Origin of the sequence: Pyxidicoccus trucidator, from assembly GCF_010894435.1 — a bacterium.
GTDB lineage: Bacteria > Myxococcota > Myxococcia > Myxococcales > Myxococcaceae > Myxococcus > Myxococcus trucidator.
In genome coordinates, this window is sequence record NZ_JAAIXZ010000004.1 from 155680 (window position 1) to 167564 (window position 11885).

At 69.1% G+C, this 11885-nt stretch carries 13 protein-coding genes; 6 read left to right on the forward strand and 7 right to left on the reverse strand.

The genetic code is table 11. From position 1 onward, the window contains the following. Nucleotides 1-266 precede the first annotated feature (266 nt). Nucleotides 267-677, reverse strand: a complete 411-nt coding sequence (locus tag G4D85_RS13990) for an STAS/SEC14 domain-containing protein (RefSeq protein WP_205525546.1) — start codon at nucleotides 675-677, stop codon at nucleotides 267-269. 128 nt (nucleotides 678-805) lie between these two features. Next, nucleotides 806-1225 (reverse strand): SpoIIAA family protein, encoded by a 420-nt coding sequence (locus tag G4D85_RS13995; RefSeq protein ID WP_164012049.1) that lies wholly within the window; start codon nucleotides 1223-1225, stop codon nucleotides 806-808. Nucleotides 1226-1437: 212 nt separating this feature from the next. Here G4D85_RS13995 and G4D85_RS14000 point away from each other — a divergent pair, with 212 nt between their 5' ends. From G4D85_RS14000 to G4D85_RS14015, 4 genes are all read left to right on the forward strand, one after another. Beyond that, nucleotides 1438-2724, forward strand: a complete 1287-nt coding sequence (locus G4D85_RS14000; RefSeq protein WP_164012051.1) for an ABC transporter substrate-binding protein — start codon at nucleotides 1438-1440, stop codon at nucleotides 2722-2724. A gap of 194 nt (nucleotides 2725-2918) precedes the next feature. Next, nucleotides 2919-3797 carry a carbohydrate ABC transporter permease gene (locus G4D85_RS14005; RefSeq protein WP_164012053.1) on the forward strand — a complete coding sequence of 293 codons (879 nt, stop codon included), beginning with the start codon at nucleotides 2919-2921 and terminating at the stop codon, nucleotides 3795-3797. Then, nucleotides 3794-4603, forward strand: a complete 810-nt coding sequence (locus G4D85_RS14010; RefSeq protein ID WP_164012055.1) for a carbohydrate ABC transporter permease — start codon at nucleotides 3794-3796, stop codon at nucleotides 4601-4603. Before G4D85_RS14005 ends, G4D85_RS14010 begins: the two co-directional genes overlap by 4 nt. A gap of 144 nt (nucleotides 4604-4747) precedes the next feature. After that, nucleotides 4748-5014 (forward strand): ATP-binding protein, encoded by a 267-nt coding sequence (locus G4D85_RS14015; protein ID WP_275900291.1) that lies wholly within the window; start codon nucleotides 4748-4750, stop codon nucleotides 5012-5014. On the opposite strand, the gene G4D85_RS14020 is transcribed toward G4D85_RS14015, so the two are convergent. Then, on the reverse strand, nucleotides 4941-5933 hold the full coding sequence (locus G4D85_RS14020) for an AraC family transcriptional regulator (protein ID WP_164012058.1): 993 nt from the start codon (nucleotides 5931-5933) through the stop codon (nucleotides 4941-4943). The genes G4D85_RS14015 and G4D85_RS14020 overlap by 74 nt on opposite strands. A 133-nt stretch (nucleotides 5934-6066) precedes the next feature. On the opposite strand from G4D85_RS14020, the gene G4D85_RS14025 reads away from it, so the two are divergent. Then, a complete protein-coding gene (locus G4D85_RS14025; protein WP_164012060.1) occupies nucleotides 6067-6459 on the forward strand; it encodes a DoxX family protein in 393 nt (130 codons plus the stop codon). Next, nucleotides 6456-7403 (forward strand): alpha/beta hydrolase family protein, encoded by a 948-nt coding sequence (locus G4D85_RS14030; RefSeq protein WP_164012062.1) that lies wholly within the window; start codon nucleotides 6456-6458, stop codon nucleotides 7401-7403. The genes G4D85_RS14025 and G4D85_RS14030 overlap by 4 nt, the downstream gene beginning before the upstream one ends. A gap of 62 nt (nucleotides 7404-7465) precedes the next feature. On the opposite strand, the gene G4D85_RS14035 is transcribed toward G4D85_RS14030, so the two are convergent. The 4 genes from G4D85_RS14035 to G4D85_RS14050 all read right to left on the reverse strand — a co-directional run bounded on the left by G4D85_RS14035 (nucleotide 7466) and on the right by G4D85_RS14050 (nucleotide 11871). Next, entirely contained in the window at nucleotides 7466-7801 is a 336-nt protein-coding gene (locus tag G4D85_RS14035) for a hypothetical protein (protein WP_164012064.1), read from the reverse strand. 105 nt (nucleotides 7802-7906) lie between these two features. Further along, the gene (locus tag G4D85_RS14040) at nucleotides 7907-8377 is read right to left on the reverse strand and encodes an NUDIX hydrolase (protein WP_164012066.1); all 471 of its coding nucleotides are present in this window, start codon (nucleotides 8375-8377) and stop codon (nucleotides 7907-7909) included. Nucleotides 8378-8382: 5 nt separating this feature from the next. Further along, entirely contained in the window at nucleotides 8383-9399 is a 1017-nt protein-coding gene (locus tag G4D85_RS14045; RefSeq protein ID WP_338052892.1) for a DUF2380 domain-containing protein, read from the reverse strand. Nucleotides 9400-10002: 603 nt separating this feature from the next. Continuing rightward, on the reverse strand, nucleotides 10003-11871 hold the full coding sequence (locus G4D85_RS14050) for a serine/threonine protein kinase (protein WP_164012077.1): 1869 nt from the start codon (nucleotides 11869-11871) through the stop codon (nucleotides 10003-10005). Nucleotides 11872-11885 lie beyond the last annotated feature (14 nt).

Genomic DNA, 11885 nt, shown 5'->3' on the forward strand with positions numbered 1-11885 from the left:
GAATTTTTACGGTGAAACTGGTTTCTGGTGACGCCGTGACATCTCAGGCTCGCGCGACAAGTGCCCGTTCTTGCTCGGGGTTGTCACGGCAGGTGACGGAAGGTCGGCCTGGGAGTGCGACTCGCGGGCACGAAGCGCCCGGGCCGGCGGAGCGGCACCGGGGCACGGCGGTGGCCTTCACCTGAGGCCGCGAGGCCCGACCTCCGAGCCCCAGGATGGGCTCGGTGGGGCACACCGACGGCGCAAAGGCGGGGACGGCGTGAAGCTCAGCCGCTCTTCTTCTGAAGCTTGACGCGGTTCTGCTCCACCCAGGCCTGGGCCTCGGGGAGCGTCTTCACGAAGACAGTCTCGAACTGAGACTTGCCGATGAAGAGCATACCCAGGGCAATGACCTTGGTGAAGGTCTGCTGGACCATGTCCGCGCCGACGTAGACGGCGGCCTTGAACCACTCGCTGCGGCCATTCTCGGAGAGGTACCTCCGGGACTCCGCTCCGAGCTGGGACTGCGCGATTTCGGCAATCAGGTAGTACGGGCCGTTCTTCCCGAACTCGCCGTACAGCTCCACCGCCCGCTTCATCTCATCCAGGCTGATGGGCCCGGAGTAGATGGCGTGGATGACGTCCGGGGCCTCTTGGCGCATGCTGTGCGCGCCGAACTTCCATTCCTTTTGCTGCATGTCACTCCCTTCGGAATCTTTCAGGAGCATAGCGCCGGTGTCTGTCCGACGCGACATTCCCGAGTTGCCAGGAGGTATGGACTTACATCCTGGGGCCCCGGGTCAGGGCGGATTCCGTCGGGAGTGACTCAGCCGGCCTTGCGCTGGCGGGTGGCGCGGTGCTGGGCGACCCAGGCGCGGGCCTCGTCGAGTGTGGGGACGAAGACCGTCTCAAAGCCCGTCTTGCCGGTGAAGTGCAGGGCCAGGGCGATGGCCTTGCCGAAGGTGCGCTGGACGACGTCGGCGCCCACGTAGACGAGGCCGTGGAACCACTCGGCGTTGCTGTTGTTGGAGAGGTACTTGCGGCCGGCCGCCTCAATCTGGGAGCCGCCGATGTCGGCGACGCAGTAGAAGCGCCCCCGCTTCTCGAAAGTCTCTTTGTAGAGCTGGGCCGTGCGCTGCACCTCGTCCATGTTGATGAGGCCACTGAAGGTGGCCACCAGGGTGTCCGGAGGCTCGAAGTGCGCGTGGTGCGCGCCGTACTTCAACTCATCCTGCTGCTGGGCCATGGTCTTCCCCCCGCGGTGTTGCCGTCGCGTCCGTCGAGAATAACGCCTACAGGCCATCCATGCACAAGCACCCCCCTGTCATTCCCGGCGGGGGTGGCCCCTGGCTGTCAGGCTTTGGGGCCCTCTCGGGGAGTGGAGCGGGTGTTGGGGCGTTGACCGTGGGGCGCTCCGAGCCTTGACGGGGTGTGGTGTGGCTGGACTCATCCATTCCCATGCGACGCCGCTCCGCCACCTTGCTCGTGCTGGGCCTCGCTGTGCTGGTTTTCGGGGTGTGCGGGTGCCGGCGCCCGTCGGAGGAGGCGAGGGAGCCGGCGGGCCGCACGCGGCTCGTCTTCAAGTACCAGCCGCTGTGGGGGGCGCCTGAGCCGTTCCGCGAGTTGCTGGCGCGCTTCGAGCGGGAGAACCCGGGGGTGGAGCTCGTCACCGAGGCGCTGCCCAATGCGTCGGACCTGGCGCACCAGTTCTTCCTCACCGCGCTGGAGGGCGGGGCGGACGACTTCGACGTGCTGGTGGCGGACGTGGTGTGGGTGCCGGAGTTCGCCCGGGCCGGGTGGATTGCCGACCTGTCCGAGCACTTCCCGCCCGAGCGCCTGCGCGCGGACTTCTTCCCCGGCCCGGTGGAAGCGGTGGTGGTGGACGGGCGCACCTACGCGGTGCCCTGGTACCTGGACGTGGGCGTCCTCTACTACCGCAAGGATTTGGTGCCGCGAGCGCCGCGCACGTACGAGGAACTGCGGCGCTTCGCGCGAGAGGCCATGGCGAAGGCGCCGGGCGTGCAGGGCTACGTGTGGCAGGGACGGCAGTACGAGGGCCTGAGCTGCAACGTGTACGAGGCGCTGTGGGGACACGGAGGCGAGGCGCTGGGCGAGCAGGGCAGGGTGCTGCTGGACGCGGGGCCGGCGCGTGAGGCGCTCGGGTACTTGCGCGGGCTGGTGGCGGAGGGGGTGTCGCCGGAGACGGTGACGGGGTTCTCGGAGGAGGAGTCACGGAGGGTGTTCCAGGAGGGACGCGCGGTGTTCATGCGCAACTGGCCCTATGCGTGGAGCGAGGCGCAGAAGCCGGACTCGCCGATTCGGGGGAAGGTGGGCATCGCCCCGCTGCCGACGAAGAGCGGCGAGCCCGGGTGGGGGACGCTGGGCGGGTGGCAGCTGGCGGTGAACGCGCACGTGTCGCCGGAGCGGAGGAAGCTGGCGGCGCGGCTGATTGCGCACCTGACGTCGCCGGAGGCGAACCTGGTGCTGGCGCTGAACTACGCGCGCAACCCGCCCCGGCCGGCGGTGTACGAGGACCCGCGCCTGCGCGCGGCGGACCCCTTCATCGCCGATTTGAAGCCGATGGTGGAGCGCGCGCGGCCGAGGCCGGTGACGCCCTACTACAACCTCATCGCGGACGTGCTGCAGAGCGAGTTCTCCGCGGCGGTGGCGGGGCTCCGGACGCCGGAGGAGGCGCTGAAGCGGGCGCAGAAGCAGGTGGACCACCTGACGGGAGTGGACGAGTGAGCGGCGGAGGCTCATGGGAGTGGGAGTGGTGGCCTGTCGCGCATCGGGCCAGAGGTGCCACGTGAGCGGCGGAGGCTCGCTGGAGCGGGAGCGGAGGCCTGTCGCGCCCCGGGTTGGAGGTGCCACGTGAGCGGCGGAGGAGGCTCGCTGGAGCGGGAGCGGCGGCCTGTCGCGCATCGGGCCGGAGGTGCCACGTGAGCGGCGGAGGCTCGCTGGAGCGGGAGCGGCGGCAGGCGTATCTGCTGGTGGCTCCGGCGGTGCTGGTGCTGGCGGGCGTGGCGCTGTACCCCATCCTCGCGGCGGTGTGGCTGAGCCTGCACCGCTTCATCCTCGTGTTCGGCGAGCGGCGCTTCACGGGGTTGGACAACTACGCCTTCCTGCTGAGCGACGCGCGCTTCTGGGCGGCGCTGGGGAACACGGCGTACTTCACGCTGGTGGCGGTGACGGTGGAAGTGCTGCTGGCGGTGCCGCTGGCGCTGCTGCTCAACCGGGCCTTTCCGGGGCGGGGGCTGCTGCGCGCCTCGGTGCTGGTGCCGTGGGCCATTCCCACGGTGGTGAGCGCGAGGCTCTGGGCGTGGATGTTCAACCCCGAGTACGGCGTCATCAACCGGCTGCTCCCGGGGAGCGACATCAACTGGCTGGGCGCGCCAGGGTACGCGCTGCACGCGGCCATCCTGGTGGACGTGTGGAAGACGACGCCCTTCGTGGCGCTGCTGGTGCTGGCGGGGCTGCAGGGCATTCCCGAGGACCTCTACAAGGCGGCCCGGGTGGACGGTGCGTCGGCGTGGAGGGCGTTCCGGTCGATTACGCTGCCGCTGCTGAAGCCGGCGCTGCTGCTGGCGCTGCTGTTCCGCTCGTTGGATGCGTTCCGGGTGTTCGACGCGATTTATGTGCTGACGGAGGGCGGGCCGGCGAACACGACGGAGACGCTGAGCATCTACGCGTACAAGACGCTGATGCGCTCGGGGGACTTCGGGTACGGGAGCGCGCTGTCGGTGGCGACCTTCCTCTGCGTGGTGGTGCTGGCGGCGGTGTGGATGCGGCTGCTGGGGCGTGAGGAGGGCGCACGATGAATCGACCGGGGTTGGGCACGGCGCTGGCGGTGGTGGCGTTCCTCACGTTCTTCCTGGGGCCGTTCTTCTGGCAGGTGCTGACGAGCCTGTGGCCGGACGGCGAGCTGACCCGGCCGTGGCCCTCGGTCCTGACGCTGGAGAACTACACGAGTGTGCTGTGGGGGCGGCCCTTCCTGCGGGTGGTGGCGAACTCGCTGCTGGTGGCGGCGCTGACGACGGTGTTCTGTCTGACGATGGGCGCGGCGGCGGCCTTCGCGCTGGCGAAGCTGGAGTTCCGGGGCCGGGGGCTGCTCTTGAGCGCGGCGCTGGCGGTGAGCATGTTCCCGCCGATTGCGACGGTGAGCCCGCTGTACCTCATCCTGCGCGCGGCGGGGCTGCGGGACAGTCTGATTGGGCTGGCGTTGCCGTATGCGACGTTTGCCCTGCCATTGACGCTGTGGGTGCTGACGTCGTTCTTCCGGCAGCTGCCAGACGAGCTGTACCGGGCGGCGAGGGTGGATGGGTGCACGCCGTTCCAGGCGTTCCGGCGGGTGCTGTTGCCCCTGGCGGCGCCGGGGCTGGCGACGACGGCGATTCTCGTCTTCATCTTCGCGTGGAACGAGTTCCTCTACGCGCTGACGTTCCTGTCCACGCCGGAGAAGCGCACGGTGCCGGTGGCCATCAGCCTGTTCGCCAGCGAGTACCGCGAGCCCTGGGGAGAGATTGCCGCGGCCTCCGTGGTGGCCACGCTGCCCCTGGTGGTGCTCACCGTGCTGTTCCAGCGGCGGATTGTGTCCGGACTCACGGCGGGGGCGGTGAAGGAGTAGCCGGGTGGGGCTCAGTGCTCCGGCGGGCGGGTGGCCGCGAGGAGTGCGGTGGAGGCGCGGGGGCGCGGGCCTTCTCACCCTCCTCAGGGAGAGTAGACCGGTCAGCATGGAGCGCCCCACGCCAACTCCCTCCGCTTCGACGAGCTGGCCCAGGCCCGCGCGGACGGCACGCGCCCGCACGTGCTCAAGCGACTGGCCAAGTCCCAGGTGCTCATCCTCGACGACTTCGGCCTGGAGCCGCTGGGCGCCGCGGAGCGCAAGGAACTGCTCGAAGTCTTGGAGGACCGGTACCAGCTCTCCAGCACCGTGGTGACCAGCCCGCCACTCGAGCAGGTCTTTACCGAGCGCGAGAGCCCTGGCTTGCAGCCCCTCGCCGGTACGTCGCTGGGCTCGTCCCTTGCCAGCGCTTGAACGCGCGACTGAACGACGGGACGCTCTCGTATCCGAAGCGGCCCGCGATGGACTCGACCTTCTCGTTGGTGTCCCGGAGCAGCTCGGCGGCGCGAGCGACACGCCAACGCGCGAGGTACTGAAGGGGCGGCTCGCCCAGGAGCTCCGTGAACCGCGCCGCGAAGCCAGAGCGCGACATCCCCACGCGCCGCGCGAGCATCTCGACGGTCCACGGCTCGCTGATGCGGGTGTGCATGAGACCCAAGGCTTCGTAGATCCTCGCATCCGACAGCGCGGCGACGCAGTTCCGCGCGGGCTGCGTGCCGCGACGACTCGAGCGAAGCGCCAGCACGAAGAGAACGTCCGCGAGGCGCTGCAGCACGATGCTGCTCGCGGGTCGAGGCGCCGCGCTCTCTACGAGGACGAGCTGCACGGTCGCCGCGATCCACGGGCCCCACGTCGGCTCGCTCGCCGAAAGCACCATGAGCGGCGGCATTCCCTGGAGGAGGATTGGCTCGCGACCGTGGCCGAGCTCGAAGAAGCCCGCGACGATCGTGGTGGTGACGCCACGACCCCCGATGCTTCGCGGCACGAGACTCGACGAGTACGGACCGTCGCACACGAGGACCGGCTTGGTGGTCGCCCCGTCGCGGAGCACGTGGGCGGCGCCCTGCGGGATGAAGGCGACCTCGCCGGGCGACAGAACGTGCGAGTGCTCGCCGTCAACCTCGAGGAGGGCACTGCCGCGCGTGACGAGATAGAAGCTCGCGCGGTCACATCGAGGCATGCGAAGCCCCCACGGAGCGTGCGCTTCGAGCGGCCTGTAGAGCGCGTGACGAATGAGCGAGGCGCCGAGCACGTCGGCGACGACGTCGCCGCGCGGGTCTTGAAGGTCCAATGCGGCTGGCGTTTCAGCTAACCTTTTTGGAGTCTTCGGCATGGAGCGTCCATAGCACGGGCGGTATCCAACAGCCCATGACCGCGACCGACAAGACGCTCTTTGACTCCTACCGCCTCGGCAGGCTCACGCTCTCGAATTGCCTCGTGATCGCCGTCGAAGGGAGCTGCTGAACATGAAGACGAAGCTCATGTACTGGGTTCCTACCGGCCTATTGGCGGCGCTGGTCTTCATGTCCGGCGCATTCAACGTCACGCTCCAGCCCAACGTGGTGCAGATGCTGCAGCACCTGGGTTACCCGGTCTACCTGGCAACTCTGCTGGGGATCTACAAGCTCCTCGCCGCAGTCACCCTGGTGATTGGCTCGCGCTGGCCGCGCCTGAAGGAGTGGGCATTTGCGGGCTTGTTCTTCAATCTCAGTGGGGCGATTGTTGCACACGCGGCCTCGGGTGATGGCTTTGCCGGCAGCGCGCCTTCCGGTGTGTTGCTGGCGTTGACCGGCATGACCTACGCAGCGCAGCGACTGTTCGAGCCGCCCACCGCGCGGACAGCTACGGTGGTTCGATGAAGGGCTCCGTCGAATACCCGACCGCGTGGACCGTCGATGCGCCCGCGCCGGTCGTCTCGGTAAGCCCTGTGGTTCTGCCTGCCTCCAAAGAGCGTGTTGCGGATCTCCAGCTCCGTATCTCCGCGCCAGCCACGGGGAGCGGACTCCCCATCCTCATCTTCGCGCACGGCTACCGATCGTCGTCGGACGGGTACCTTCCGCTCGCACACTACTGGGCGGCGCGCGGATTCGTCGTGATCCAGCCGACGTTCCTCGACTCGTGGACCCTCAACCTCGCGCCGGACGACCCGCGAAGCTCATCGATCTGGAGGTACCGCGTCGAGGACGTGAAGAACGTCCTCGACCACCTGGAGACCATCGAGGCGTCGGTTCCGGGGCTCGCAGGCCGCGTCGACCCTAGCCGAACCGCTGCCGCTGGGCACTCGTTTGGGGCGCAGACGACCGGGATGCTCCTCGGCGCACGGACGGTGCGGCCCGACGGCAGCTTGGGCGAGGTTCTGTCCGACCCTCGAATCAAGGTCGGCGTCCTGCTTTGCGCCGGCGGTCGCGGCGGCGAAGCCTTGAGCCCGCTCGCGCGCGAGCAGTTTCCGTATCTGAACCAAGTCTATTCCGAGATGACCACGCCGACCCTCGTGATCGTCGGCGACCAGGACCGCTCGCCGCTGACCGTGCTCGGGCCGGAGTGGTTCAGGGATGCGTACACCTTGAGCCCGGCTCCCAAGTCGCTCGTCACGCTGTTCGGAGGCGAGCACATGCTAGGTGGCATCTCGGGCCATCTGGTGACGGAGACGACGGACGAGAGCCCAGAGCGGGTTGCGGCGGTCCAGCGGCTCACTTGGGCGTGGCTCCGAACAGCGCTCTACCCGGCCGACCGAGCCTGGTCCGAGGCGAGTGCCGCGCTTTTGGCAGGTCCGACCCCGCAGGGTCGAGTCGAAGACAAATGACCTCCAGGCGCGAGCAGTTCCGACATCGGAACTGCTCGCGCACGGGAGTGCCTCGATGCTGCTCACGCGCTCGGATTGGCGAAGAGCGCGGCGAAGTCGCGCGCGCCGAGCTGCGTGAGGTACTGGCCGATGGCGCCCCGCAGGAGCTCCATCCGGTTCTTGATGCCCTTCGCCCGCCACGCCTCGTCCATCTTGTGGGCGACGTCGGCCTCGAGGCGCAGCGGGAGGGTCTTCACGTCGAGCGGCTCACCGGCACGCGCGCGCGTCTTGCTCGGTCCCACGTTGATGCGGCCCTTCTCGGCCTCGCGGATCTTCCAGACGAGGTAGCCACGATTGGAGCTGCCGCTCGGTCGCCGGACGACGTCGAAGTACGTCTTCCGCAGCTCCTCGAGGGTCATCGACCCCAGCCGGGACGATGCGGATTCGTTGTCCAGCCTGTTCCGCGGCTCCCGCGGACGTCCAACCTGGCGCCTCACAGCGGCGCACCGGGCCGCCGTTGCCGGTCAGGCGGTCTCGTCGGGCAGCAGCGTGCGCAGCAGCTCGTCGTCGGGACCGAGCGGACGCCAGCCGGGCGGCGGTGGCGTGGCGAGGAGCACTGCCATGACTTTCCTGGCGCGCTCCTCATGGGTTTCCGGGGTGAAACTGAGCCACGAAGAGAGTGCCATGGCGACGGCGAAACGGTTTGCGTCGTCCAGCACTGCCGGCCAACCGTCAGGGAGGTTCTCGGACAGCTCGCGCACGAGTTGCCCGCGCACCAGGCGTGTGACCTGATGGCTCCGTTCTGCCTCCGCCACCAGCCCGCTGAACACCTGCACCGCGTTGACATCGTCCTCGCCGAGTTCCTCGGCCAAGGCAATGAGTGAGACCGTGGGGTGGGCGTTCGCGAAGGCGCTGAGCGAGTCATGACCCCGCTCGCGGACCCGCTCATACAGGCGGACCTTCCAGTCGTCTCGCCAAGTATTCCTGTCGCTCATCGCCCTCACCAGGGAGTGAAGCTCATCGGAATGTTATAGCTCCTCATCCGATGCGCGACGATTTTCAGAACCTCGCTTCGTGTCAACATCCGGCCGGTGACGGTCTCGGCGTCGTCCAGTGCCTTCATGAGCATCCGGTTCCATTCGCCGGGCCAGGTGCGCCCCAGGCGCCAGTCGCCACCGCCGTGAATCGCCTCGTGGCGTGACTGCTCCAGCCTGACGCAGAACTGGTCGATGTCCATGTCGCCGGTGAAGCCGCGCTTCTTGAACCACTCACGGTGCTCACGCGGCAGGACGTGGTGCTTCGGTGCGTCGGACATGCCCGCCCCCGCTCTGCCCGTCACACGCATGCCGCGAACCTCGGGCCCGTCGCCCAGCGCGTCGCGCACACCCCGCGGCAACTCCCCGTGCGCCATCATCACCTGGCCGGCGTGGATGCGAACGGCGGCGCTGACGGCTGGGACGGAGATGACGCCCGCCTGCACGAGCCGGCGAATCCTTTCCACCCACTCGGCGGAGACGACAATCCGCGAGCCCGCCATGACTCCGCCTGAGCTCATGACCAGACCCACGCCGATAGTGGCGGGAGCAGCCGGCGGCAACCGAGGCAGCGACACCCTCAGCGTCGAGACCAGGGTGAGCATCTCCACGAGCTGTATCGCCGTCATGAGCTTCCCGTGATTCTCCATGGCCGTGCGTGCGCCGTCGTGGATGGCGCCGAACTCGCGGGTGAGCTGACCCATCAACCCGGGCATCGCGGTTGTCGCGGCCTCGACCTGCTCCGGGTCCTGTGAAGCAAGTGCCGACAGGGTGGGCTCCATCCGCCGTTGCACACGGTGCAGGTCCATGAGCAGCGTCTCGACGCTGTAGGCGGGGCACTCGCGGAGCACGATGTCAGCGAGTTGGAGGAAGTCGAGCCATGCGGCCAGCAACATGGAGCCGAACAGGGCCGCCTGGAGCCGGGGGCCTGTCATCCGGAGGAGGCCCAGCGCCATGTCCGGGTCCGCGACTTCCGAGGCCACGTCCGCCAGCGTGGTGGCGCTACCGGGCGCGCGCCGTCAAGCCAGGGCAGTTGGCTGGCACCATGGGTGACGTAGCGGGTGAAGGCGCCGTTGAGCCCGTTGAGGCCCCGATTTCCCAAGCCCGGCGGACGGGCCGCGAGCTGGGAGAGCGCGCTGGCGACGCTGCCCGTGGAGCCCTTCACGTCGTCAATGGCCGCAAGGACTGCGCGCCGGGCCAGTGTGGCGCGCTGCTTCCCTTCAACGGCTTCCGCCGCGTTGTCAGGGTCCGCTCCCGGCACATCAAAGCGAGAGTCCCGGTGACGCATCAGCGGTTGCGTCAACGCGGGGCTGCCAGCCATTCGCGGCGTGTCGCTCAGGTGCCGTCCCCGGCCGGGCGCAGGCGGCAGCGAAGCGCAGCCGGTTGCGAGCATGGCCGCGCACAGCAGCAGGGCGTCAGCGCGCATGGCCCACAGTCCGCCTGGGTTCAAGCAGCACGACCTGACATCGCTTCATGCGCATGTCCGCCTCCGGGGACTGTCCCTGTGTGGGACTCATAGCAGTACGGAGGGGAGGGCCCTGCTCGTGATGATGTCGAGCGGCGCTGCACACCTGGAACACCGTGCCTCACGGGAACCGGTCCACCACCATGACGTGCGAGAGGGGACTCACCAGCGAGTGTCCGGGCCTTGAGTTCGGGTCCTTGGGCAGGCCGTCCGCGTCTGAGAGGACGAAGCAGACCGGGTACTCGCTCCCGTCGGGAGTCTTCACCCGGGTGTAGCGGCCGAGCACCTGCTCGCCACCCGTCCACAGTCGCCCGTAGATGAGCGTGCCCACGGGCATCCGGCCCATGGGTTTCTCCAGGCGGCTGGTGATGGGGCCATCGCTCACGACGATGCGGTAGTTGTCCTGGTCGTGGTCATCCGGCTGGAGGATGTCGAGTTCGGTGTAGCCGCCATCACCGACGCTCAGGTCGAGCTGGCGCATGGTCGCCAGGGCTTCGGAAGGGCAGTTGGTCGGCTCGGAGCGCACCTGTGTGCCGGTACACGCATTGAGACTGGCGGCAGCGGTGGCGGCGAGCAGGTAGCGGTGGAGGAGGCTGGGGCACTGCGCGTGGGGCTCGATCATGGACATGTCGTCTTCTCCCGGCCACGACGGCGCAACGGAGAAGGAGGCGAGGGCCGACGCGGGCGCGGCAGTGTCGGCCGGCGCATCCACCCGCGCCAATTGCTGGTCTTCGGTCACTGCCTCCTTGGAGGGCGCGTGGTGCGCCACCGCCCAGGCCAGTCCTGCCACCGACACCAGCGCGCCCGCGACTCGTGCCAGTCGAGGGACTCCCGGGCCGGGGCTCCACCTGGAGCGCGTGACGGCTCCGGTCGCTGGAACGGTGACGACCCGGTCCAGCATCCTGCGGCGTATCTTGCGCAGGGCGCGGTGCTCCCAGGCCCGGTCCCGCTGGCGCATCCTCGCCTGATGCAGCGCCGCCTCCTGGCCCGGTGCCACCGGCCCTGGTGCCGCGCCCTCGCTCGTCGTGCGCGAGTCCAGGGCCGGCCCGCGGTACCACTCGAAGAGAGGCGCGTCCCACTCGGGTCCGGCTGCGGCCAGCCCCCGGCGCACCTCCAGAGCCAGCGCGTGGGCGCTCTCCGGTCGCGCCTCGGGAGTGAAGTCGAGCAGCCAGTGCACCCACCGCGCGAGGGGCTCGGGCACGCGGGGATTGAGCGCGTGCACCGTGGATGGACCTGCCTCCTCATCGCTGCCCACCGGTGCTTCGCTTAGTCGCAGGGGCGGGTACTGCTCCACCAGCAGCCGGTAGAAGGTGGCACCCACCGCGTACAGCTCGTCGGCCACCGTGTACTGATACGGCCCGACCAGCGGCTCGCGCTGCGCTTGGAGACACCACAGGATGGCCTGCGGGCTGCGGTAGGGCGACGTACCCGGAGGAAGCCTCGCCGCCGAGGTGAGTGGCGAGGCCTCCGGGTGCCAGCCAGCACCCCAGTCCAGCACCACCAGGCATCCCGCTCCATCCACTCGGACATTGTCGCCCTTGAAGTCACGGTGCAGCACGCGCTCGTGGTGGGCCTCGGCCAGTGCCTGGGCCGCCTGTTCCAGCAGCCCGGCTACCTGTCGCGCCGTGGGGTTGCGCCCCAGGGCCCAGTCATAGAGCGTGTCGCCTCGCACGTACTCCAGCAGCAGATAGGGGTAGCGCACAGGCCCGGTCTGCCAGGTGCCCTCGTCCAACAGGCGCACCACGCCCGAGTGCCGCACCAGGCGGAGCGCCTCCGCCTCGCGTGCGAAGCGCCGGTCGCCCGGAGCGTGGGCCAGCTTCAGCGCGTAGCTCGGGCCCCTGGGCCGCGAGCGCACCTCGTACACCGTGCCGTTGCCGCCACTGCCCACCCGGCGCTCCACGCGCCAGCGCCCCACCCGGGTGCCGGGCGGCAGAGCCCGCGGAGACAGCGCGGAGGACTGCGTCGGGGACTCGTCCGCTTCCACCTGCATCGCCGCTCCCTCCT

What these genes read in the sequence shown, in the direction of transcription:
- G4D85_RS13990 (WP_205525546.1), bottom strand. Translation starts at nt 677, where the DNA reads ATGCAGCAAAAGGAATGGAAGTTCGGCGCGCACAGCATGCGCCAAGAG.
- G4D85_RS13995 (WP_164012049.1), bottom strand. Translation starts at nt 1,225, where the DNA reads ATGGCCCAGCAGCAGGATGAGTTGAAGTACGGCGCGCACCACGCGCAC.
- G4D85_RS14000 (WP_164012051.1), top strand. Translation starts at nt 1,438, where the DNA reads ATGCGACGCCGCTCCGCCACCTTGCTCGTGCTGGGCCTCGCTGTGCTG.
- G4D85_RS14010 (WP_164012055.1), top strand. Translation starts at nt 3,794, where the DNA reads ATGAATCGACCGGGGTTGGGCACGGCGCTGGCGGTGGTGGCGTTCCTC.
- G4D85_RS14020 (WP_164012058.1), bottom strand. Translation starts at nt 5,933, where the DNA reads ATGCCGAAGACTCCAAAAAGGTTAGCTGAAACGCCAGCCGCATTGGAC.
- G4D85_RS14025 (WP_164012060.1), top strand. Translation starts at nt 6,067, where the DNA reads ATGAAGACGAAGCTCATGTACTGGGTTCCTACCGGCCTATTGGCGGCG.
- G4D85_RS14030 (WP_164012062.1), top strand. Translation starts at nt 6,456, where the DNA reads ATGAAGGGCTCCGTCGAATACCCGACCGCGTGGACCGTCGATGCGCCC.
- G4D85_RS14035 (WP_164012064.1), bottom strand. Translation starts at nt 7,801, where the DNA reads ATGACCCTCGAGGAGCTGCGGAAGACGTACTTCGACGTCGTCCGGCGA.
- G4D85_RS14040 (WP_164012066.1), bottom strand. Translation starts at nt 8,377, where the DNA reads ATGAGCGACAGGAATACTTGGCGAGACGACTGGAAGGTCCGCCTGTAT.
- G4D85_RS14050 (WP_164012077.1), bottom strand. Translation starts at nt 11,871, where the DNA reads ATGCAGGTGGAAGCGGACGAGTCCCCGACGCAGTCCTCCGCGCTGTCT.